Annotated in this window: 20 protein-coding genes; 7 read left to right on the plus strand and 13 right to left on the minus strand. The window is 37.3% G+C overall.

Translation table 11 applies throughout. The annotated features are described in order from the left end of the window. Positions 1 to 166: 166 nt before the first annotated feature. The 3 genes from QNI22_RS28535 to QNI22_RS28545 all read left to right on the plus strand — a co-directional run bounded on the left by QNI22_RS28535 (position 167) and on the right by QNI22_RS28545 (position 3969). Positions 167 to 1753, plus strand: a complete 1587-nt coding sequence (locus QNI22_RS28535; RefSeq protein ID WP_314516172.1) for a M28 family peptidase — start codon at positions 167 to 169, stop codon at positions 1751 to 1753. Positions 1754 to 1854: 101 nt separating this feature from the next. Further along, positions 1855 to 2658 (plus strand): tetratricopeptide repeat protein, encoded by an 804-nt coding sequence (locus QNI22_RS28540; RefSeq protein WP_314516175.1) that lies wholly within the window; start codon positions 1855 to 1857, stop codon positions 2656 to 2658. Positions 2659 to 2904: 246 nt separating this feature from the next. Next, on the plus strand, positions 2905 to 3969 hold the full coding sequence (locus tag QNI22_RS28545; protein WP_314516177.1) for a branched-chain amino acid aminotransferase: 1065 nt from the start codon (positions 2905 to 2907) through the stop codon (positions 3967 to 3969). Positions 3970 to 4048: 79 nt separating this feature from the next. Here the strand turns inward: QNI22_RS28545 and QNI22_RS28550 are convergent, their stop codons facing one another. From QNI22_RS28550 to QNI22_RS28595, 10 genes are all read right to left on the minus strand, one after another. Next, positions 4049 to 4867: an ATP-binding cassette domain-containing protein gene (locus QNI22_RS28550; RefSeq protein WP_314516180.1), complete on the minus strand. Its 819-nt coding sequence runs from the start codon at positions 4865 to 4867 to the stop codon at positions 4049 to 4051. Positions 4868 to 4910: 43 nt separating this feature from the next. Next, complete coding sequence (locus QNI22_RS28555) at positions 4911 to 5699, minus strand: ABC transporter permease (RefSeq protein WP_314516182.1); 789 nt, start codon at positions 5697 to 5699, stop codon at positions 4911 to 4913. Between the two features lie 122 nt (positions 5700 to 5821). Then, a complete protein-coding gene (locus QNI22_RS28560; RefSeq protein ID WP_314516185.1) occupies positions 5822 to 7609 on the minus strand; it encodes an OmpA family protein in 1788 nt (595 codons plus the stop codon). 134 nt (positions 7610 to 7743) lie between these two features. After that, positions 7744 to 8775: a Ppx/GppA phosphatase family protein gene (locus tag QNI22_RS28565; RefSeq protein WP_313976890.1), complete on the minus strand. Its 1032-nt coding sequence runs from the start codon at positions 8773 to 8775 to the stop codon at positions 7744 to 7746. Positions 8776 to 8894: 119 nt separating this feature from the next. Continuing rightward, complete coding sequence (locus QNI22_RS28570) at positions 8895 to 9914, minus strand: hypothetical protein (RefSeq protein ID WP_314516189.1); 1020 nt, start codon at positions 9912 to 9914, stop codon at positions 8895 to 8897. Between the two features lie 137 nt (positions 9915 to 10051). Then, positions 10052 to 10723 (minus strand): sister chromatid cohesion protein PDS5, encoded by a 672-nt coding sequence (locus QNI22_RS28575; protein WP_314516191.1) that lies wholly within the window; start codon positions 10721 to 10723, stop codon positions 10052 to 10054. 310 nt (positions 10724 to 11033) lie between these two features. Continuing rightward, positions 11034 to 11474, minus strand: coding sequence for a PaaI family thioesterase (locus QNI22_RS28580; RefSeq protein ID WP_314516193.1), 441 nt, complete (start codon positions 11472 to 11474; stop codon positions 11034 to 11036). Positions 11475 to 11512: 38 nt separating this feature from the next. After that, the gene (locus tag QNI22_RS28585) at positions 11513 to 12073 is read right to left on the minus strand and encodes a GNAT family N-acetyltransferase (RefSeq protein ID WP_314516196.1); all 561 of its coding nucleotides are present in this window, start codon (positions 12071 to 12073) and stop codon (positions 11513 to 11515) included. Between the two features lie 29 nt (positions 12074 to 12102). After that, complete coding sequence (locus QNI22_RS28590) at positions 12103 to 12624, minus strand: hypothetical protein (protein ID WP_314516198.1); 522 nt, start codon at positions 12622 to 12624, stop codon at positions 12103 to 12105. Between the two features lie 308 nt (positions 12625 to 12932). After that, positions 12933 to 13895: a hydroxypyruvate isomerase family protein gene (locus tag QNI22_RS28595; RefSeq protein WP_314516201.1), complete on the minus strand. Its 963-nt coding sequence runs from the start codon at positions 13893 to 13895 to the stop codon at positions 12933 to 12935. A gap of 297 nt (positions 13896 to 14192) precedes the next feature. On the opposite strand from QNI22_RS28595, the gene QNI22_RS28600 reads away from it, so the two are divergent. From QNI22_RS28600 to QNI22_RS28615, 4 genes are all read left to right on the plus strand, one after another. Beyond that, positions 14193 to 15146, plus strand: coding sequence for a PhoH family protein (locus QNI22_RS28600; protein WP_314516204.1), 954 nt, complete (start codon positions 14193 to 14195; stop codon positions 15144 to 15146). 127 nt (positions 15147 to 15273) lie between these two features. Next, a complete protein-coding gene (locus tag QNI22_RS28605) occupies positions 15274 to 16596 on the plus strand; it encodes a M43 family zinc metalloprotease (protein WP_314516205.1) in 1323 nt (440 codons plus the stop codon). Between the two features lie 262 nt (positions 16597 to 16858). Next, complete coding sequence (locus QNI22_RS28610) at positions 16859 to 17959, plus strand: vWA domain-containing protein (RefSeq protein ID WP_314516209.1); 1101 nt, start codon at positions 16859 to 16861, stop codon at positions 17957 to 17959. Between the two features lie 94 nt (positions 17960 to 18053). After that, complete coding sequence (locus QNI22_RS28615; RefSeq protein ID WP_314516211.1) at positions 18054 to 19610, plus strand: sigma 54-interacting transcriptional regulator; 1557 nt, start codon at positions 18054 to 18056, stop codon at positions 19608 to 19610. A 61-nt stretch (positions 19611 to 19671) separates the two neighbouring features. Here the strand turns inward: QNI22_RS28615 and QNI22_RS28620 are convergent, their stop codons facing one another. From QNI22_RS28620 to QNI22_RS28630, 3 genes are all read right to left on the minus strand, one after another. Further along, positions 19672 to 20292 carry a sterol desaturase family protein gene (locus QNI22_RS28620; RefSeq protein WP_314516214.1) on the minus strand — a complete coding sequence of 207 codons (621 nt, stop codon included), beginning with the start codon at positions 20290 to 20292 and terminating at the stop codon, positions 19672 to 19674. Positions 20293 to 20430: 138 nt separating this feature from the next. Beyond that, on the minus strand, positions 20431 to 21585 hold the full coding sequence (bshA, locus tag QNI22_RS28625) for an N-acetyl-alpha-D-glucosaminyl L-malate synthase BshA (RefSeq protein ID WP_314516216.1): 1155 nt from the start codon (positions 21583 to 21585) through the stop codon (positions 20431 to 20433). A gap of 996 nt (positions 21586 to 22581) precedes the next feature. Further along, positions 22582 to 22872 carry an Rdx family protein gene (locus QNI22_RS28630; protein ID WP_314516219.1) on the minus strand — a complete coding sequence of 97 codons (291 nt, stop codon included), beginning with the start codon at positions 22870 to 22872 and terminating at the stop codon, positions 22582 to 22584. Positions 22873 to 22880 lie beyond the last annotated feature (8 nt).

Raw genomic sequence — 22880 nt, forward strand, 5'->3', positions numbered from 1 at the left:
TTAAAGCCATTCTACTATTAATACTGTATGTAGAGAAGAAGTGATAGTTTTAAAGAATGATGAAGTCCTCAAATAGAAAAACTTTGAAATCCGTCAATTTAAACTGAACTTGCAGTTCTGATTTTAAGATTTTGGTAATTGAATATTTATCACTCAACAGTAACAAATGAAGAAAATTATTATTCTAACAACTTTCTTCATGAGTATCATGAAGCCAGTTGCTGCTCAAAAAAGTAATACAGATAAATCAGTAGAATACGCAAATACCATTACAGCTACTGATCTGGCTAAACACCTAAAGATTCTGGCTTCTGATAGTCTTCAGGGGCGCGAGACTGGAGAGCAAGGGCAAAAGATGGCAGCAGATTATATTGCAGAGCAATTTTTTAATGACCATTTGAAACCAGTAATGAAGCATGATGGTGAAGATAGTTATTTTCAGCATTTTGATCTGGTAAGAAAAAGTTGGGGTGAGGTATATATAGAAACAGGTACTAAGAGAAGAGAGTTTTTAAAAGATTTCTACTTACTTGGAGCATTATCTATTCCACAGGAAAAAAATGTAGAAGTAGTTTTTGGTGGTTATGGCATTGAATCTGAAAAATATTCGGATTACAAGAATATAAATGTCACAAATAAGGCCGTTCTAATCTTGAGTGGTGAACCTAAAAGTAAGAAAGGAAAGAGCTTAGTGACTGATAGCGATAAACCATCAGAGTGGGCTAGTGACTGGAGAAAGAAAGTAACGCTGGCAAGACAAAAAGGTGCTGCATATGTACTGGTAATACAACCTGATGAAATGAAGGTAGGTACATTCATTGCGAACTACAGAGGTTATCTGACCAATCCCCGTTTAATTCTGAAATATAAAGATACTCCTACACAAGGTGACGGAACTATATTTGTATCCAAAGAGATGGCAGTAGAGATATTGGGAGTTTCTGAGAAAGCATTGGCAAAGTGGCAACGTAAGATAGCCAGAAAGAAAACCCCTAAGTCGTTCGCCATTGCTAATGTTGCCCTGAAGTTTGAAAATAAAGAGCAGATTGTTCAGTCAGAAAACGTATTGGGTTTAGTAGAAGGGACAGATAAGAAAGACGAAATTGTTATTGTCACCGCTCACTATGACCATGTGGGTATTATTAATGGCGAGATTCATAACGGCGCAGATGATGATGGTAGTGGTACTGTGGCGGTGCTGGAAATAGCTCAGGCTTTTGCTGAGGCGAAGCGTAATGGAGATGGCCCTCGCCGGTCCATGTTATTTATGACTGTTGCCGGAGAAGAAAAAGGATTATTAGGTTCTGAGTACTATACAGATCATGCTGCACTTCCTTTGCAAAATACAGTGTGTGATTTGAATATAGACATGATTGGGCGAATTGATGAAGCACATACTGGAAATCCTGATTATGTATATCTGATCGGTTCTGATAAGCTTTCAAGTAAACTTCATGCTATAAGTGAAGAGATGAACCAAAAATACAGCAAGCTTGCTCTTGATTATAAGTACAATGATCCTTCTGATCCTAATCGATTTTACTATCGTTCAGACCATTATAACTTTGCTAGATACAAAGTCCCTGTAATTTTTTATTTCAATGGTACTCATGAAGATTACCATAGGCCAACAGATGACATTGAGAAAATTAATTTTGCAAAGATAGAAAAGATTGCCCGACTCGTTTTTCATACCGCATGGGAGGTTGCCAATCGTGAAGAGCGCATTAAAGTAGATAGTAACAAAAAATAAATGCAATAGTATAAAGAATAGGAAGCGTTCTCTTAAGGAAAAATAAAAGATCATGTTATACTGCATGATCTTTTATTTTTATAACATATAGAAGTTGATATATGAAATATATTGTTTCCTTTCTAGCAATCTTATCATTCTTCTCTTGCAATTCCACAAGAAAAGCTACTTCCCCTATTAACCAATATTATACGAATAATGTGGTTATAAATGAACAGAAGGATGTAACAATAAGTAAATCGTCAGGGGGCAAACTTATATTTGAAGGATCCAATAATCTGATTGAGGTAATTCAAAAAAATGTGACATTCTTTGATCAGTGCCATGATGTCATTATTATTCAAGGAAACAATAATAGCATAAAGTTATATAATACCAATATAGTGGACCTCAGAGGAAAAGGATCTGACACATGCATCATTGTGGGCAATCATCAAAAGTATATTGTAGACTTTGCTAATGCCATTCTTATTCAATCTAAACACATAAAGACAGATACTATAAAACTCAGTGAGCCGCTTTTTAAAATTGGAGAGTATAGTAATGACTTTCGGGAAAATGCAGACAGAGTTGTCACACTCAAGTATTTTAACGAACCTGTAAGCATTAAATACGCTTTTGACTACTTCACAGCTGAAATCAAATCGGGAAATATTCAGTTTTATTATGAATTAGCAGAGCTTTATTTGTATGGAATTGGCACAGAGATATCTACTGCCAAAGCAATAAATCTATATGAATATGCAGCCGTAAAAAATCATGTTCTTTCCATCCGTCAGCTTGGAGATATATATGCGAATGGTACATTTGATTATCCCAAAAACTTAAAGCTAGCCGTTTATTATTATAAAGTTGGTAGTCAGCTTGGCGATACATATTGTAAGGATATGTTATCCAATAAATAATTGATTAGTTGTTAAGTGCATAAACATATATTCTTGTCAAAGATATACCAGAACGGATTTTTGTTAAAAAACAAAATATTATTTTATTATAAGCAGAATAATAACTGTAAAATTCTAAAAACAAAATATTATTCGTTGCAAGCCTAAAGAACTTAAAAAATATACCGCGCTGAGTGAACAATTCCGCAGTGAAATCAGTATATTTGAAACATTCTCTATTTTTCATGTTTAAATAATAGACAGCGTATGGTTGACACGCTCGCATTTCCTATAGAAAAGACAACACAATCCAGGTTGTCACAGGTAGATTTTACCAATCTTGGTTTTGGTAAGTACTATTCCGATCATATGTTTATTGTGGAGTATGCAGAGGGAAAATGGCATAGCCCACGAATTATTCCTTATGGTGATCTAAGTCTTAGCCCTGCAACATCTGCTCTGCATTATGGGCAAGCTGTCTTTGAAGGACTCAAAGCCTATAAAAATGCAGAGGGAGAAGTCCTTATTTTCCGTCCGGATGCTAATGCACAACGGTTAAATGCATCTGCAGAACGTCTGGCTATGCCAGCACTTCCTGAAGATATTTTTATCAATGGTCTGCAGCAACTGTTGACACTTGATAAAGATTGGGTTCCGGCAGCAGCAGGACACTCTCTATATATTCGTCCATTTATGTTTGCTACTGACGCCTATACAGGTGTTCGTCCTTCTGAAACATATTACTTTATTATATTTACCTGCCCTGTAGGAGTATATTACAATAAGCCTGTTCGTGTAAAAGTAGAAACAGAATTTACCCGCGCAGCTAAGGGAGGTACAGGGGCAGCAAAAGCAGCGGGTAACTATGCAGCTTCTTTGCTACCGGCAACTCTGGCACAGAAAGCAGGCTATGATCAGCTTTTGTGGACAGATGCCAAAACGCACGAATACTTTGAAGAATCAGGAACGATGAACGTTATGTTTGTGATTGATGGCAAACTGATCACTCCAGCAACGTCTGACTCTATTCTGAAAGGCATTACACGTGACAGCGTATTAAAGGTAGCTCAAAAGTTAGGTATCCCTACGGAAGAGCGGGCAGTAAGTGTGAAAGAAGTTATTGACGCCGCGAAAAACGGAACGCTACAAGAAGCATTTGGTGTAGGAACAGCGGCAACTATCGCACCTATTGCAGTGATTGGGCATGAAGGAACTGACTATACGTTGCCAGCAGTAGAAAACAGAACAATTGCTCCTCGCATTCAAACTGCATTGGATGATATTAAAACCGGAAAAGCAGCAGATCCATTCGGATGGATTCTGAAAGTCTGATCCATTTGTTCTAATAAATAAAAACGCCTCTGATTTATTTAAGTCAGAGGCGTTTTTATTTACAAATATTGGATTAATTTTACAAATACAAGAAAAGATCTCTTACCTCATTAATTAAATCATTAAAGGCAGGTATTTTCTTGATATCAGGCTGCCATGCCAGTCCACGTTCAATCAAGTCAAATGTATGTTTGATCTTTGCTCCGGGAATAATGTTATTCTGGGCATCTCTGTCTCTCCCCATAATCCAGAGTGTATCAGATATAGCAGCGGTTGAAACAATGTCATGTGATACAATAATAATGGTATTATGCTCATGTGCGTTGGATATCTCACAAATCATCTCACTCACTTCATCCACCATATTGATGTCCAATCCTGAGAATGGCTCATCCATCAGTAAGAAGTTATCTGAGCACAACAATTGCTGAGCAATAGCTATACGTTGCTTCTGTCCACCTGATAACTGAGCCGGATACATATTTGTATGCTGTCTGAGATGAAACCGATCCAGCATCTCAAAAATCTTATCTTTTCGTTTTTGTGGATCTGAAATAGTTTTCTTTGCGGCAATCTCCAGATTGCCCATCACTGTTCTGTGATGAAAGAGAGGATAGTTTTGCTGCACAACTCCCATCCGGCCAGGAGCTACCAGCTTTTGAGCTTCCCCAACATATACTTCGCCAGAAGTAGGTTTCAGCAAACCTGCCATAATTTCAAACAATTTTGTCTTTCCTACACCTGAAGGTCCTAGAAAGCCTACTACTTGTCCCTGTGTCATACCGGGACGAACAATGTTTTTAATTTCAGCATTTACATTCTGGAGAATTATTTTATTATCCAGTGTAAGACTTACATTATCTATTTTTAAAATGCATTCATTCTTAGAGTATTCCATTTCCTGTCTGTCAAATATTTGTATGTAATCACGAGCAGAGTACTTATTTCTCTACAGTAAGTGAACTATAAGGCAAGAAAAATTCTTTCATTTGTCCAATTCCCCAATCCAGTAAAATACCTATCAGCAAGATGACAAACTGAATAGCAAAAACAGCATCCAGGTGTAAGTACTTTTGTTGATTGAGTAATAAAGGTCCAATCCCGCCCTCAGAACGAGAGATTCCTTCTACTAATGTTAGCATAGTCCAGCTAATGGCAAAAGTCTGGCGGATTACTTCAAAAACCTGATCCAGCCGTCCTAAAACTATTATCTCCCATACCACTTGCCACTCATTCATGCGCAATGTACGTGCATGATAAAATTCATACTTGGGCACTGATTGGATAATGGATACCATTGCAGTGACAAAAAATACAGTGATACCAAACACCATTAAAGATGTTTTCAGACTGCTGCTTCCACTCGTCATTTGGGTAAAAACAAACGACAAACCCACCAGTGTTAAGAAACGACCTTTTGAAATAAGGAAACCAATAGGTTTGAAAAATGGAATTACAGTAGCATAGGCAATCAGAAGCGAGATAACAATAGCAATACCCATAGCCTTGATACATAACCATGTACTCGTCCACAACTCATACGCCAGATTTTGTTCCTGAAATAAGCGTCCCAAGGCTTTTATAATCTCTACAGGAGTTGGAAAAATAGTTGACTTACTGGCAAACCAAATTACCAGGAATACAACCACTTGTAGTACAATCATTAGGGTAATAACAGACCTGTTATTCCTGGAATTAGGAATAAACAAAGGTTTTATTTGAGTAAGCATATTTTCAGATTTGTAATAGTGTATAACACAACACTGAAAGAGCAAAGAAGGAAGTATAGCTAGGAGGTTTAATGTATCCTATCTGAGAATAGAAGAATTTACTCAGATAGGATACTGAAATTTTATTTACCCATGACAATAGTCACACGGCGGTTTTTGGCTTTGTTCTCAGGCGAGTTGTTGGGTACTATGGGTTGAGTCTGCCCATGTGCAAAAACCTGTACACGTCCTTGTGGGAAGTTATTAGGAGATTTTTGTTCCATCCACTGTTTTACAGCAAAGGCACGTTCTTCAGACAGATTCATATTCTTACTAGGATCGCCAGTGTTATCTGTATGCCCATGAATTTCTACCCGCAAATTGTTAGCTACAACCAGATCATTAAACAATTCATTTAATGTTTTTTCAGTCTGAGGAGTAAAGGAGGCCTTTCCACTCTCAAACTCAATACTCCATGACTTCTCTGATACTTTCTCTTTAATATTTGCATCATTCGTGAATGCCACTGTTTCAGCAGCAGAAACATTGCTTCCAGCTTTAGCAATAACATCTTTCAGATAGCTTACTTCTATTACATCATCAGATTTAGGATAAGAAGGCATTAACTTTGGATAAAGTTTAGATGCTACCCCTCCAAACAAATCATATACAATCTTCACCACATTGGTACTTCCAGGGTTTAATCCGAAGATTTCTGCATTATCACCCAGGTTATGTACTGCAGATCCACCCAGGTCTACCACCAAACCCTGCTTATCTGCAGACTGTGTACCTTTATAATATTTTACCCAATACGCCTTATCGGCTTCATTATATACCTTAGCAGATAGTTCCCCCGCTTTATCCAATGCCGCAGAGTAAGACTTTACCTGATCTCCACCTTCTGCAATCCCTTCGATCATTTTTTCTACTGTTGGGCGATTATCTTCCATATATTTCTTAATACCAATCAATACACAAGGCATTTGGCTACGATACTCTTTAGTAGATACAATCGAAACCAGACCACCTTTTTTCTCAGCAATATTTACATCACCAGGAGTCCAGGTTGCTACCCCATTGACAGATACACGTTTCTTTTCTCCGGTGCGTTTGCCATTCTGGACTACTTCACGATCTTCTGAGTAGCCTGCAATGTATTTTTCAGCGGCATCCAAGTAGTTATCGGCTGCCACAAAGTTCATAGCGTCCGGATCATAAGTAGTTTCATCCGGATTGACACGAATGCCATTGTCCCCACACCATTTTACTACAATATTCCAGTCACCATCACGAAGTACAGCAGCCGTTAATCCGCCTTTAGCAGATTGAGGATTATCTCTCCAGGAAGGAAGACCCATAAACTTGTCTTCACCCAGCGATTTTCCACAAGTATATATAATCTGGGCACGGTAATCAGGACCTATCTTTTCCAGCTCGGGATTCACTCCGGACAAGAACGCCGCTGCCCCATCCCCCATAATAGTTACAAAGTGTGCTCCTTCTGGAGTACTCGGATTGCTTTTATATTCATTGGCAAATTTGATCAACGACGCCTGCATTTGGGGAACATCATCCTGACGAGTAATTTTCAGGTTTACTCCTTTTTTAGCCATAATAGACCCTTCTGTGGTCTCAGAACCTCCATTTGCCAGAATAGCTCCCATCTGTGCATTCCATGCCCACATGAGCCAGCGTACTTGTGGTGAGTTTAGATTAGCAGGTTTTTCTCCGGGTAGAGACATTGCTTGCACAGTACTGGAGGCGTTTTTAGGAGCCGTTGGCAAATCAACTTTACCAACATCCTGAGAGGTTGTTAGTTGTTTTGTCATTACATAGCCACTATCCATGATAAGCCATTTAAGGCCCCAAAGACCAGCCAGAATTAGGGCAACAATGGTAATTCTACCTAGAGGTGTTAAGCGTTTCATCTTGTATGAAAAGAGTTAAACAGTATAGATTATGTATAGGCAATAGATTTTTAAAATTCATCCGGTAAAAAACCCCAAACTTTTCAAAAAGAATGTGAAAAATTTGGGGTGAGGTTGTCATTTGTAATGATTTATTATTTGGTATTTGATAAAAGGAAACCTATAGTAAAGTTAGCATCCCAGTCAAATACAAATTGCTTGCATTCAGTGGCATCCGCAATAGCTTTATAGATATTTACACCAGCTTTATCTTTAGCTTCGCTAGGATTATAATCGCCAGGAGCCTTCAATACGGTATATCTTTCTTTTCCATTTCGTACTTCTTTGGCCAGTTTAAAAGGAGCACCTCCAATAATAAAGCATGTTTTTCGGTATCCTTCTGGCACTTGTTTCGCTTTTGCGACTATTTCATCATATACTTTCTGGTCATCAACGCCATTCTGAAAATATTTGGCACCATAGCTTTCCAGCGATTTAATTTTTCCGTTTTCTTTCCATGAGATTTTTGTATTGCCAGACCCGATATCTACTACAAAAGCTCTGTCTTCATATACTGGAGGCAGTACAGCCTGCAAACCCATAGTTCCTTCTTCTTCTGCTGTCACTACATTCACATAATAATTCAGACTTTTCAATTCCTTTGTGATCTTTTGGGTTACCTCTGCTTTAGCAGCTCCGGAACTTACCACAAAGTGAATATCTTTAGGACTTACCCCATAATCCAACATTGTACCAATGTATTTCTTTAAGCCACTTCGTATATCTTCCTGAGAAGCCATATTCTCAGTAACTAAACTATTCCCAAATTCAGCTTTCTCCAATTTCCAATTTTTGTCTGCATCTGCTTTCACAATAAAAGAATTAAATCCGCTTGCACCCATTTCTACGACACCTTTCAGCTTACCATTGGTAGGAGCAGGAGGCTCATAAGAAAACGAAGAAGCCCCAGAAGAAGCAGACGTTGCTTCAGTACTACCAGAAGATTCCGGCTCTTTTTCTGTTGCTGTTCCATCTGCAGGATTAGCATCAGAAGAAGTTTCTACCTGTTCTGTTTTTGTTCCACCTCCAATAATTCCTTTATTTTTTAATGCTATGTAGCCACCAGCAATAGCTGCAATGATGATAGCCACGATTGTAAATCTTCCAAAAGAAGTTAATTGAGCCATGTTAGGTTAAATTAGGTTTGCAATAGGATACTCAGAAATATAATAGTCTATTAATTTCTCTTTTAAAGAAAAGCCCTGCCCAAAACAAGACAGGGACGTTTTCTTTAAATTTCATTATCTTAATCAAATAATTTGTTATACTGATTGGTGTTATGAGGAGGACGGTTAACGGGTGCATCCAGATCAATATACTTGTTTGGATTGTTTCCTTCTGCAATAAGAACTTGCTTCTGGTCACCCAACAGGAAGGAAATACCTTCTTTTTCCCATTGATCCAACATTTCCAGACCTTTCTCTTCATATACACCATTTTGTAAGTCGATAGATTCCATGAAGTTGGCAGACAGTTCCATAAAACGTTCCATCTCCCCTACCTTACGGCTCACATCATCTGCAATAGCCTCCATTGCCTGATCAAACATTAATCGCTTATCTTTATCTCCAGAGATAATGTTAAGAGCAGATTTCATGGCAGAGTGACTATTTCGAATGGCTTCACGCTCTATTTTCTTTACCTGTACCTGATCTTCAATATCTTCCAACAGAATACCTGAGTTTTCAAACATTTTTGTTAAAACTCTGTACAGGATCTCCATCTTCTTATACAAATCCCCAAGCTTCATATTAGACTCCTGTAAACGACCTGCTTTACGGGTTTTCAGAATCATCTGAGCTTGACTACCTTTCTGTTTAGCTTTATTGGCAAGTGCCAGACTATCATTCATGGTTCGCTCATTCTGAGTCATCAGATCTTTCAGTTTCCGCATTTGCCCACGTAGACTCTGAATCTGACGATCCATTTTGCTCAGGTTTCCTCTCAGGCTATCAATATATGATTCCAGGATTCCAATAGGATCTATTTGAACAAACAAACCTGTAATAAACCGCATAATACTTTTGTATAAGTACCATACTAATGTCCGGAACTTCGGATCAAAAAGAATGTATAGCACTATCGCTAAGCCTGCTAACAGGAAAATAGTATACAATGTATTCTCAAGCAGTGTAATGATATAAGGAAGTGCTTTGTATAACAGATATCCTCCTCCTCCTATTATGGCTGCCATGAATAACTTTCCGGTTGTACCTTCTGGTTTTTCCCAAAATGATTTGGGTTTCATTGAGTCTAATGAGTTCATCGTTGAATGTGCTATTTTTACTATTAATGGATAAAATCCTGTCAGGTAACCTTATATACAGATAAAACTTGTTATTATCCAACTACCATCTCCAGATTGCAGATAATCAATACTTGAGATTATTACATTTCACTTTGTCATTTCAGGAATCGCTCAATATTGGCAATATCATTCTGAATTTGTCCCATTACAGCCTCAAGAGTAACATAGAAGTTGTTTTTGGTTGTTTCAATTTTGGTAGCAGCTTCAGTTATTACACTTTGGGCTTTATTCATTTCTTCCTGATGAGCAGTAATTTCTTCTGTTAGCTTCTTTATCTGCTCTGCTTTCTGTTGAATAAGAGTTTGCAAACGCTCTGCTTCCTTTTGCTTTGCAGTTACATTCAAATCTACCTGTTGTACAACAGCTTTATCAAAATTATCTTTTTCCCTCGATAATATTCCCTGATAAAATTTTGCACTATCTACCAGCTTTTCAACTGTTAATCCCATAGTCGCAGCGGTAGCATAGGCAGATTTATATCGTGTAGATTCATCAGGAATTATAGTAGCCAAAGTTTGTAATGAATTCTTAAACTCCAGAAAATCAAATCCTGGTTGATTATTATCTTCCAATGCTTTCAGCAAAGAGTCAAAGATTCGCTGATCAACTCCTCCGGGTATTGTTGGTGTATTCTGTGGTACTGGTGGAGGTGTTTGATTGGAAGTTGTTTTTTGTTGTGTCGCCTGTGGTTGCTGCTGAACAGACTGATTGTCTGTACTGGTTTCATCTACAATAAAAAGCGACTTAATATTCTTGAATACACTCATACAATTTTTTCGCGTTTATAGGAATAGCTCTTATCCTTTCGGAATCTACTTGGTAAATATAAAGAAATGCTATTGAATGCATTTACAACGTTTTTCTTAAATACCTGACATTAAGGTAAATATTCTTTATTTGAAAAACAAAGGTGGGGAAAGTTATACTATTTATACTACAAATAAAGCATTTAGACTTTGCCAATTTGTAAAATTTGTCTTATAGCGGATGTAAGTTCAGAGTTAATCAGGATAAAACAACCCTATAATCAGCCTAATGTATGTGATTGCTTTTATGAATAGTATTTACACAAAAAATTTACAGACTTGTTTTGATTGAAGTAGCGACAAAATTAGAGGTTCCTTTTGCAAGTAATTTATTCTGCTCATTAGTCAGTTGGCATTCTACATTAATTAATGTTTTCCCATTGCGTACAACTCTGGTCTTTGCATAAATGGTTTCTCCTTCTTTAGCATTATCCAGAAAATCGACAGTAAGACTAACCGTTACATACACAAATTCCTTTCCTAATGCATAGACTGTCATACCCATTACATCATCAATAATAGCAGAGGCGGCCCCACCATGCAATATTCCCAAAGGATTGGTCATATCTTTACGTACCACAAACGAGACTGTCATTTCACCTTCCTTTACATCCACAAAAGTTCCATTAAGCCAGTTTCCTAAACTGGCAGAAGATTTTTCGACAGACTTTCCTATCTGAGACTGAAAGTATTCGAGGATAGAATCAGGCATAAAGTATTGATTAAAATCCGGAGTTTATAGATTGGAATTTATTTACGTATATTCCACACAACAACAGCCCAGTTTTCATCATTGGGAGCTGTATATTCATGAATGGATTCAAAACCCACTCTACGATGAGCATTCATAGAACGTTGATTACGGGTAGCCACCTCTGTAACGCATAGTTCATAGCGATCTTTTAATTGTTCTTTCTGTCCCAGATAAAGCTGGTCAAAAAGTCCCTGCCCACGATATTGTTCATCAATACAGATTTGTCCCATTACATAATAGTGGTAATCTGATAATACCTTATTCGAAAGATATATCTGAGACAACATGGCAAACATAGGCTCCAGCACAGGAATAGATTGTCTAAACTCTTTGAGCATAACCAGGGCATAGCCAACGATCTTTTCTCCATCTCTGGCTACAATCTGTGGTTCTGCCTGATTCATCTGTTTTAGCAGATCAAATGTATGTTCTACCGTTACGAAGCCCTGACTTTCGATGGTCTGAGGAGAGTTATTCCGGGCAAGATTTTTATGTTGAAGCTTTAGTAATTGCTCAATTTCATCATCTGTGCTTAACGTGGTGATGATAACAGACATAAGGTTAACTATGTATTGGTTTTGATGGTTTATTTTTCATCCTCTACTTCATCTTCTGGCTCTTTCTCAAGTTGCTTGGCATCAAATCGCCATTTGCCTCTTACATTGTATCTGTTATGCATCAACAGCCGTGTCCCATAAATACCTGCCTGAACCAAGCCAGAACCAAAAAATGCAGCACCCAAAGGGAAGACCCATGCACCCTGAAAGATTCCCGCAAATAAAATCACTCCACCCACTGTAGCAGAAATCATCCCCAACGCAAACTTCAGGCCTCTCCCATTCTCACTAACAACAGCCAGACTGTCTATGATTACAGAATGCCCATTGGTAAGGAAAGTATTTTTGGTAATCTGCGTTATAACACCCGTTTCAAAGAATGAAGAATTGTTCAATCGAAAAGTTATGCGATCTCCTACAAAAAAATATTTTTCCAATCGTTTGTTCTTGCGTTTAGTCAGTACTAATGCATCCTGTGCATCTGCAATCTGAGCAAATGCACATACACAAAAGAGACTAAATGTAATTATGTATCTGGGATGTAAAGGCATAATTGTATAGGAAAGAATATGGTGTTTCTAGAGTAAAGCGAATTCTATAGTTTTACAAGTTGGCTTGATTCCTTGAATTTATATGTGAGTTTTATGAAACAGAACTCAATTATACAAATTTTCAGGATTAACCGAGTTTTTAGGCAAGATTTATAAATGAAATCTATATACAAAGTTTGTAATGTACAATAACAAACCATATCACAATAATAGCCAATCAGAAATCTTCTAATTAGCTATTATTGTGATATGGTAAGATTTTAATAAGAATTAACCCGGCAGATTAAACTTCTTATTTGTGATTGCTCTCATTTCTTTCCTTTTGTCTTCCCACTTGTAGCTGCTGCTGGTTTAGGTAAGAAGCTATCTGTTTCAACATACGCATTAAATAAAGCGATTTCACCTTCTTTTCCAGGTTTTGCATTACCATGTTCCATACCTAATATTCCCTGCCAGCCTTTTTCGTGAATATGTTTAAAAATATTCTTATAGTTCATCTCGCCAGATGTAGGCTCTTTACGTCCTGGATTGTCACCAATCTGCAAATAGCCTATCTCTGACCATGTACGATCTAAGTTTGTAATAACATCACCTTCATTACGCTGCATATGATACATATCAAACAATATCTTGCAGGCTGGACTATTTACTGCACGACAAATCATATAGGTCTGATCAGAGTTTCTTAGAAATAATTCAGGCGTATCACTCAATGGTTCTAATACCATAGTTAATCCATGAGGTGCCAATATTTCAGATCCCTGGCGTAGTGCATCAATCACATTGCCGGTCTGAATACCTATTGGGATATGTCTTTCAAAAAATCCAGGTACTACAGTCATCCACTTGGCATTACATCTTTTGGCTACTTCTACTGCTGTCCGGCAAGTTTTTAGAAATGTATCTTTAAATTCCTGTTTGCCTGTTGTCAAAGAGATTTTCCAGTTATCACCTCCATCTATTACAAACACCCCCATAGTCATCCCATATTTCGCTAATGTCTCACCAATCTTTGTCTGTATCTCTGGTGTACGTCCCATCATGCCGTTATCCTCTATGGCAGTGAATCCAAGTTCTGACATTACCTTAAGCTGATCAAACAAATCTTTGCCTGCCAGGTTTTCAAACATACCAAAATGAGGAGCATATTTTAGATTGAATTTATTTTTAGCTGGAAGAGGATTGTCATCACCGGCAACTTGTGCAGGAATATTTATTCCGGCTACTCCCGCAACAGCCAGACTTTTTTTAACAAAATCACGACGAATCATAAGTGAAAGAAAAATAAGTGGTGTGTAATTTTTGTGAGTAAAAATAGTATGTTTTTGATAAATGCCATGAGTAGAACAAAAGATTTGAGTAATAGAGTGAAGTAATTATGTTTCCTCTTTATGCTATTTTGTGCAAATCTTCCAATTACTAGCCTGAACAAAACAGTCTTTATGTCTGTTCATATAAATGTCAGTTGAAAATAAATAACGATTTCTGTATTTTTACAGACCAACCCAAATTAATACCATTTTATAAGCTAATATTCATTTTTCATTCACTCAAAGTACTAGAAGCGTTTGGTAGAAAAAGTAATCACATTAGAAGATGTTTCCCTGATTGATTTTTTAGGGGTAGAAAATTCAAATATCAAAGAAGTAGCTGCGGCATTTCCCAATAGCCGTATTATTTCAAGAGGTAATGAAATTCGCATCAAGGGTACTACACCCGAAATCATTAAGATCAGCGATATTCTGAATGCTTTACTTGAGCACTATCATAAATTTGGTAATATTACTCAGGAAAGCATCCAAAACTATATTCGTCAGGAAGAAGATGTAGTTGTTCCTAGTCTGGCTCTTGATAATGATATTCTGGTGTATGGTACCAAAGGACTGATCATCAAGGCCAAGACTGCCAATCAAAAGAAATTGGTAGCAACTGTAATGGAACATGATCTGGTTTTTGCATTGGGACCGGCAGGGACTGGTAAGACATATATATCAGTAGCTATGGCTGTCAGGGCTTTGAAAAATAAAGAGGTAAGAAAAATTATCATTACCCGGCCAGCAGTAGAAGCAGGTGAAAATTTAGGTTTTTTGCCCGGAGATCTCAAAGAAAAAATAGATCCGTATCTCCGACCTATTTATGACGCACTCGATGATATGATACCACCAGAGAAATTGAAACAATATCTGGAGAATCGTGTGATTGAGATTGCACCATTAGCTTATATGCGTGGACGTACACTGCATGATGCCTTTATCCTACTTGACGAAGCTCAGAATACAACACCTATGCAGATCAAAATGTTTTTGACACGTATGGGACCTAATTCGAAAGTGATTATCACAGGAGATCAATCACAGGTAGACTTGCCTAATCGTCAGAAGTCTGGATTAAGCGAGGCATTACATATATTGCGCAATGTATCTGGAATTGGATTTGTAGAACTCGATACACGGGATGTGGTTCGTCATAGACTGGTAAAAGCCATTATTGATGCCTATGATAAGGCTGAAAAGTCTATTTAATTACACTATCTTATACTTTTGAAGTAGTTACACTGTTGTTTAGTTCTTCCAGAATGATTAACATGGTAAATCATTCTGGAAGTATATTTATGTCCCGAATTTACTATATACTCTTATCCTATTTTTTATGAGACCATGGGGTTGGTTTTCCATTGCTTTCTGTATAGTATTTTATTTATCAGAAAAATCAATTGCTCAGACTACTATACAGAGATGTGCTACCACCTCATATGATTCATTATTAAAAGCAAAAAATCCTGTTTATCGTAAAAGCAGAGAGCGGTTTGAAGAAATACTTCGACAATACCAGACATCTGGGAGATCTTCTCGTATTAGTGCGAATACACTTACTATACCTGTGGTTGTCCATGTGGTACATAACAATCAGAATGGCATTATTGGTGGGATAAATAACTCTAATATTTCTGATGATCAGATCCATGAGCAAATCAGAGTATTGAATGAAGATTATCGAAAAAAGGAAAATACAAATGGATTCAATACAAATCCCGTAGGAGCAGATGTTAATATCCAATTTGTACTCGCCAGTGCTGACCCGAATGGTATGGTAACTAATGGTATTATTCGCACTTATTCTTCGAAGCCAGGTTTTAATCCTGAAAGTGAAGAGGACCGACATGTATTAGCTACAATCTCTGGTTGGCCTACAGATCGGTATCTCAACATTTGGGTTACTACACTTTCTGGTAATACAATTGGATATGCTCAATTTCCCGATGGTACAGGATTAGCTGGTCTGGATGCAGAAAATGGCTATGAAGATAGTGATGGTGTATTTATTCATTATGGAGCCTTTGGGGTAGGGCCTTATGTCTCTAGTTCTATATATGATCTTGGTAGAACTACAACCCATGAAATTGGTCATTGGCTAGGGTTATTACATACATGGGGCGATACGTATTGTGGTACAGATTATATTGATGATACTCCTGTTGCTGCCAGCGCCAATAACAGTTCCTCATTGAACTGTGTCAGCGTCTATTCTAATTGTACTGGCACTCAAACCCGAAATATGACTGAAAACTACATGGATTATTCTCCAGATCTGTGTATGAATATATTTACGCAAGGGCAGAAAGACCGTATCTGGCTGACACTGGATCTTAGTCCCCGTAGAAAGAAACTTGTTGAGTATGTACAAACAGAGAACCAACTCCCTGAATCTGACAAACTCACTATACGCAACAGTTATCCCAACCCTCTTAGTCACGATAACCGGAATTTGCGTTTAGAAGTTTTACTAAAAGGAACGCAAGATATAACAGTGGACATACTAAATCGTTTGGGTGGTATTGTAAAAACATCTCAGTATCCTCAAATAGCTAGTAGCAATATAGGCATTGATCTTACTACTATGGCGCAGGGAATTTATCTGGTGCGTGTACGTACTGCAAATGAAGAGAAGGCAACAAAGGTAGTTGTGTATTAACGACCTTTTTACTTTGTTATTGATACAATCTACTATTGCTATAAACTTTTCTGTACCAATCTGAGTTATTCCTTTACTCACTCACTATAGATTAAAGATTTTTTACATCCAAACTGAAAGCTGACAGGCCTTTTCTCTACAAGGTCTCACAATAGCTTATTTTCATAAGACAGGTTATCAAAAAACATAAAAAAACAGTATCTTTCTAAAAGACAGTCTATTGTCTAATATTTCTACTAAACTTTCAACCAATATATAAGCTATGCTTGGCTACCGCTTTTCTAAATATACACCTCCACCAAATGAGGGAAAACCAAGTTTTGAAAATCTTTTAAAAATGTTTATGCAATTACTAACTATTACAGCTGGTGATGTGCAGGAAGCATTGGATTGGATGAACAGTCTTGATCGACAATATGGGATTACTGATGATGACTATGGCATGGGAAATTTTATTCAGGACTTGAAAGACAAAGGATACATCACAGATGAAACACCCGATGGTCAATTTGTCATTACAGCTAAAAGTGAACAATCCATCCGGCAAAGTGCATTAGAGGAAATATTTGGTAAACTCAAAAAGAATAAAACAGGTAATCATCATACTCCCTTTCAGGGAACTGGAGATGAACTTGGTTCTGATATTCGCGATTATGAGTTTGGTGATTCTGTTGAACAGATATCCATGCTGGAATCTATCAAAAATGCCCAAATCAATCATGGATATACAGAAGACTTCTTTCTTACAGAGAGAGATCTCGAAGTTGTAGATACAGAATTTAAATCACAGACTTCTACTGTGCTGATGATCGATATCTCCCATTCTATGATTTTATATGGGGAGGATCGTATTACACCTGCCAAGAAAGTAGCGATGGCTTTGGCAGAACTAATTACAACCAAGTATCCTAAAGACACACTGGATATTATTGTATTTGGAAACGACGCATGGCAAGTAACGATTAAAGATCTTCCTTACCTGCAAGTAGGCCCATATCATACAAATACTGTGGCTGGTCTGGAACTCGCGATGGACTTACTGCGTCGTCGAAAAAACAAGAATAAACAAATCTTCATGATAACAGATGGTAAACCCACTTGTTTAAAGGAAGGCATTCGTTATTATAAAAATAGCTTCGGTTTGGATAAAAAAATTCTCAATAAAACATTAACACTTGCTGCACAATGTCGTAGACTGAAAATTCCGATTACCACCTTTATGGTAGCATCAGATCCATATCTGCAACAGTTTGTTCGTGAGTTTACTCAGGTAAATCAGGGACGCGCTTATTATAGTAGTCTCAAGGGGTTAGGAAATATGCTATTTGAAGATTTTCAACGCAATAGAAGAAAGACATTTTAAACAAACACTTTCTGATGTATATGGAATCACTACTTTGTCTCCATTTTACTTTTTTTCCGGAAAGAGTTCTAAACCGTAAAACAACGACAGCTAAATGAACTACAATCAACTAACATCCGACCAGAAACTAAAAATTAAAAACATAGCAGAATTAAAAGCTGCTGGATATGAACCGAAATCAATCAAACAGGAGCTGAGAGATAATCTAATACAGAGACTACGGAAAAAAGAAGAAGTGTTTTCAGGAATATGGGGATATGAAGAAACAGTTATTCCTGATATTGAGCGGGCAATTCTTTCCATGCATCATATCAATTTATTGGGTTTACGAGGACAGGCCAAAACACGTATAGCCCGACTGATGGTAAATTTGTTGGACGAATACATTCCTGTTGTCAAAGGGTCTGAATTGAATGATGATCCTTTACAACCTCTCTCACGGTTTGCCAAAGATCTGGTTGCTGAACACGGAGACAACACTCCTGTAGAATGGCTGCATCGAAATGATCGATATACAGAAAAGTTAGCTACACCTGATGTATCTGTAGCAGATTTAATTGGAGATGCCGATCCTATCAAAGCAGCAACATTGAAGCTACCCTATTCAGACGAACGTGTAATTCACTTTGGTCTAATACCTCGTTCTCATCGCGGAATTTTTGTTATAAACGAGTTGCCTGACCTTCAGGCTCGTATTCAGGTATCTCTGTTTAATATTTTACAAGAAGGCGATATTCAGATCAGAGGTTTTAAGATACGGTTGCCCTTGGATATTCAATTTGTCTTTACTGCAAATCCTGAAGATTATACCAACAGGGGAAGTATAGTCACACCATTAAAAGACCGTATTGACAGCCAGATCATCACTCACTATCCTAAAAATAGTGAAATAGGTAAACGAATCACGAAACAGGAGGCGGTTGTTAAAAAGGGACAGGATTCTTTGGTGAAAATGCACGAGATCATGGCAGATCTGATAGAGCAGGTAGCAATTGAAGCTCGCAGTAGTGAATATGTTGATGCGAAGAGTGGGGTTTCTGCACGTCTCACTATTTCTGCCTATGAAAATTTATTAAGTGCTGCTGAACGTCGGGCATTAGTAAATGGAGAAAAGCAAACACTTGTTCGGATTGGTGATTTGTGGGGAGTAGTTCCTGCCATTACAGGTAAGGTAGAATTGGTATATGAAGGCGAACAAGAAGGACCACAAATTGTAGCCCAGAACCTTATAGGCAAAGCTATTCGTACTTTATTCCTAAATTATTTTCCAGATCCTGAAAAAACAAAGAAACAAAAAAGCAATGGCTCAAATCCGTATCGTAGTATTACAGATTGGTTTGGAGAAGGAAATACCATTGATCTGATGAATGATATGTCAAATCAGGAATACCGTAATTCTCTACTTGGTGTAAAAGGATTACGTGAACTGGTAAAAGAACGTCATAGTGGTCTTGAAGAAACTGAACAATTGTTTATGATGGAGTTTGCTTTACATGGTCTAGCCGAATACTCTCAGATTAGCAAAAATGGCTTAACTGCTGGCTTACAGTTTAAGGATCTCTTAAGTAGTATGTTTAGCGGATCCAACTTTGGGAAAGACGATTTTGACGACGATGACGAAGATTATGGCGGTAAAAAAAGAAGGTTTTAAAAAAAAGAGCTCACGTCAAACGTGAGCTCTTTTTTATGTTTATAATCTTTATTTCAATTTTTCAAGGCATTGTTCCAAAGATATAGTCCCATAATGGTGAAGATACTCCAAATGCCTTATGGCCATCTTTGTAATGATGCATGCTATGATGAATCCACAACTGACGAAACATGTTTTTAGGAGGTGCATACGCATGAGTAATATAGTGCACAAATAAATAACCAGCGTAGCCCATTACAAAACCAGGTAAAAAGGCAAATGCATACTTATTCATAATTAAATATGTAATACCCAATAGAAGTGTTGCAATGGTAATACTAATAATGGGAGGCATTGCCAAACGTTCTTTATCTTTTGGATATTCATGATGTACACCATGCATAGTATACTGAAGTTTAGCTCTTGTTGCAGTATGTGTACTCATATGGAATACATATCGATGCATCAAATACTCGACCAGGGTAAAAAGAATGAGGCCACTAAAAAACAAAACCCCAATTACAAGATAAGGTAATTGAGCCATTGTAAATGCGTACATAAGCAATCCTATTGAAAATAGAACAAAAATCGAAATAGGGATTGAAATATGTGTGCGGGTTAAACGCTCTAGAACTGGGTTTTCAAAAAGTTGTTTTCTACCTGAATTTTTGGGTTTAGGAGTAGTTTGTTGGTTTGTTTCCATATGCTCAGTGGTTAAAGGGATGTTAATAATAAAAATAGATACTAACACCAAAAAAATAATGCCTCATTACTAAGGACAACTAGGTCTTCAATAATGATTTATTATTTTCTGGCAAAATATTTAATTATTACGAATAAATTATTTACTGATAGTAAGAAGGTTAGCCGACTTACTTTCTTCCACAATACGTTGGTAATAAGATTCATATTTTGGCAAAATTGTCGAGATATCAAATTCTGCTGCTCTTTCTTTCGCTTGTTTTTTAAAAGTGGGAAGGTTCTCATCTTTTAAAACAAACAATGCATTTTTAACCATATCATCTATATCACCGACTGGACTCAGAAACCCGGAAACCCCATTTACATTTAGTTCAGGCAAGCCTCCTGCATTGGATGAAATTACAGGTATTTCACAGGCCATTGCTTCTAGTGCTGCCAATCCAAAGCTCTCTTTTTCAGATGGCATAATAAACAGATCAGAAACAGAAAGAACTTCTTCTACTGCATCAAGTTTACCCAGAAAGCGCACTGCATCTGCGATATCCAGTTGGCGACACATTCTTTCGATTCCAGCACGTTCCGGACCATCACCTACCAGTAATAGTTTACTGGGTATTTGTTTATGTACTTCGGCAAACACTTTTACAACATCTTCAATACGCTTTACTTTCCGAAAATTAGAAGTATGAATCAGGATTTTTTCATTATTGGGAGCAATTGCCATTTTAAAATGCTCTTTCTTCTGTTTCTTAAAACGTTCCAAGTCAATAAAGTTTGGAATTACTTCGATCTCACGCGTGATTTCAAACTGTTGGTAGGTTGATTTCTTAAGGTCATCCGACACTGCGGTTACTCCATCTGACTGATTGATACTAAATGTAACAACAGGTTCAAAGGACGCGTCTTTCCCAACAAGTGTAATATCCGTTCCATGCAATGTAGTAACTACCGGTATATGAATGCCATATGTTTTCAGGATTTGCTTAGCCATATAAGCAGCAGAAGCATGTGGAATAGCATAGTGAACATGTAAAAGATCCAGTTGCTCATAACGCACTACATTTACCATTTTACTGGCCAATGCTAACTCATAAGGTGCATACTGAAATAATGGATAGGTAGGAATCGATACCTCATGATAAAAAACATTCTCATTAAAGAAGTCCAGCCTGGCAGGCTGAGTATAGGTAATAAAGTGTACTTGATGACCTTCTTTGGCTAATGCTTTGCCTAGTTCTGTAGCAACGACACCACTTCCTCCGAAGGTAGGATAACAGACGATTCCGATTTTCATTTGAAAAAAATAGAAAATATACTTAAAAGGACAACGATTAAAGAAAAAAAAAGTTCGATTAGTTATATTATGTTTTATTAATCTTGTGAATTTGAGTCTATTGCCTACTGTTTATGATAGTAAATACCTCTACAGAAGTAAAAGCTATATACCTTTAGTGAAGATAAGTGAATAGAGATTAATAGCAAGTTTCTATTTATTGGTTTGCCTAGCATGAACATCTACAGAATAAAGCCCCATTTATATCACTCAGAGATTTCTAGAAAAAGTTAGAAAAAGAATGTAACTACCTTCAGTGAAGGTCTCTGCTTTGCGCATAGTTCATGGCTAAAGATTCTTTGATAGTGGCAAGGCATCCCTACCTATCATTTAACAGTTTGCGTTTTGTTCACTGTATTTTCTCTTTTGACCAGAACGCCGGTCATTTTTATCGGTGCGCATAGTTCACTGCACAGAAGTTCTTGCGCATAACTCACGGCAAGACTGGAACTCACCACAAGCAACTACAAGTATAGAGGTATATCCCGCTTATGGCGGGATATACGCAACGTGTTGCCCTTATCTTTTTCATTTCTGAAAGTTTTAGGGAAAATCTTTTTTTCCTATTGAAAAGATCTTCCCGCCATTGTCGGGACAGGCATGACAAGATTGGCGACCTTTAGAGTTTAGAATATATTTTTATCTCAGAAAGCAAGCATGGCTCTATTTGCCACATCTGTCCCGCCCTGGCGGGAAGTTTCTTTCAGAAGGACAGAGAAGAGGGATCCTTTTAGAAGAATAGGGATGATGTTTTTTCTTTATTAAGACATTTTATTTCCAGAAAAGTTATGGGACAAGATAAGTGTTTCGTTTGCCGTTAACTAACCACAAAAAAGAAAGTAAAACAGAGCGCCGGAATAGCACCTATTTACAATTGGAGATGAGTCAAATAAAAAATACCATGCATAAATATACATGGTATTTAATACTATAATAATACTATAAATATGATCAAAATTATGGTTTGATACTTTTGGAATCTGAGTGTCCAAGAGATTTCTCAGGAAATGCTTTGTCGCGAATGAGTTGTTTAAGTTCTTTAGGCTCAGGAAAATGACCAGCTTGTTTTCTGTCAAAGATCACTTCATCATTCAAAAAAACAAGATATCTTCCTGCTATTTCTCCTGGACGTAATGTTACCTGTCCAAGATCTTCTGAGAAAGTTGTAAGTAATTCCTGTGCCATCCAGGCTGCACGTAACAGCCAACCACATTTAGGACAATATTCTATTGTTACAGATGGTTTCATAAAGAACA

It is taken from the genome of Xanthocytophaga agilis, assembly GCF_030068605.1.
GTDB lineage: Bacteria > Bacteroidota > Bacteroidia > Cytophagales > 172606-1 > Xanthocytophaga > Xanthocytophaga agilis.

Coding starts and splice junctions, on each gene's coding strand:
- QNI22_RS28565 (WP_313976890.1), bottom strand. CDS start 8,775: ATGGCTCAATTAACTTCTTTTGGAAGATTTACAATCGTGGCTATCATC.
- QNI22_RS28555 (WP_314516182.1), bottom strand. CDS start 5,699: ATGCTTACTCAAATAAAACCTTTGTTTATTCCTAATTCCAGGAATAAC.
- QNI22_RS28615 (WP_314516211.1), top strand. CDS start 18,054: ATGAACTACAATCAACTAACATCCGACCAGAAACTAAAAATTAAAAAC.
- QNI22_RS28575 (WP_314516191.1), bottom strand. CDS start 10,723: ATGAGTGTATTCAAGAATATTAAGTCGCTTTTTATTGTAGATGAAACC.
- QNI22_RS28605 (WP_314516205.1), top strand. CDS start 15,274: ATGAGACCATGGGGTTGGTTTTCCATTGCTTTCTGTATAGTATTTTAT.
- QNI22_RS28610 (WP_314516209.1), top strand. CDS start 16,859: ATGCTTGGCTACCGCTTTTCTAAATATACACCTCCACCAAATGAGGGA.
- QNI22_RS28620 (WP_314516214.1), bottom strand. CDS start 20,292: ATGGAAACAAACCAACAAACTACTCCTAAACCCAAAAATTCAGGTAGA.
- QNI22_RS28595 (WP_314516201.1), bottom strand. CDS start 13,895: ATGATTCGTCGTGATTTTGTTAAAAAAAGTCTGGCTGTTGCGGGAGTA.
- QNI22_RS28560 (WP_314516185.1), bottom strand. CDS start 7,609: ATGAAACGCTTAACACCTCTAGGTAGAATTACCATTGTTGCCCTAATT.
- bshA (WP_314516216.1), bottom strand. CDS start 21,585: ATGAAAATCGGAATCGTCTGTTATCCTACCTTCGGAGGAAGTGGTGTC.
- QNI22_RS28585 (WP_314516196.1), bottom strand. CDS start 12,073: ATGTCTGTTATCATCACCACGTTAAGCACAGATGATGAAATTGAGCAA.
- QNI22_RS28580 (WP_314516193.1), bottom strand. CDS start 11,474: ATGCCTGATTCTATCCTCGAATACTTTCAGTCTCAGATAGGAAAGTCT.
- QNI22_RS28545 (WP_314516177.1), top strand. CDS start 2,905: ATGGTTGACACGCTCGCATTTCCTATAGAAAAGACAACACAATCCAGG.
- QNI22_RS28540 (WP_314516175.1), top strand. CDS start 1,855: ATGAAATATATTGTTTCCTTTCTAGCAATCTTATCATTCTTCTCTTGC.
- QNI22_RS28550 (WP_314516180.1), bottom strand. CDS start 4,867: ATGGAATACTCTAAGAATGAATGCATTTTAAAAATAGATAATGTAAGT.
- QNI22_RS28570 (WP_314516189.1), bottom strand. CDS start 9,914: ATGAACTCATTAGACTCAATGAAACCCAAATCATTTTGGGAAAAACCA.
- QNI22_RS28535 (WP_314516172.1), top strand. CDS start 167: ATGAAGAAAATTATTATTCTAACAACTTTCTTCATGAGTATCATGAAG.
- QNI22_RS28630 (WP_314516219.1), bottom strand. CDS start 22,872: ATGAAACCATCTGTAACAATAGAATATTGTCCTAAATGTGGTTGGCTG.
- QNI22_RS28590 (WP_314516198.1), bottom strand. CDS start 12,624: ATGCCTTTACATCCCAGATACATAATTACATTTAGTCTCTTTTGTGTA.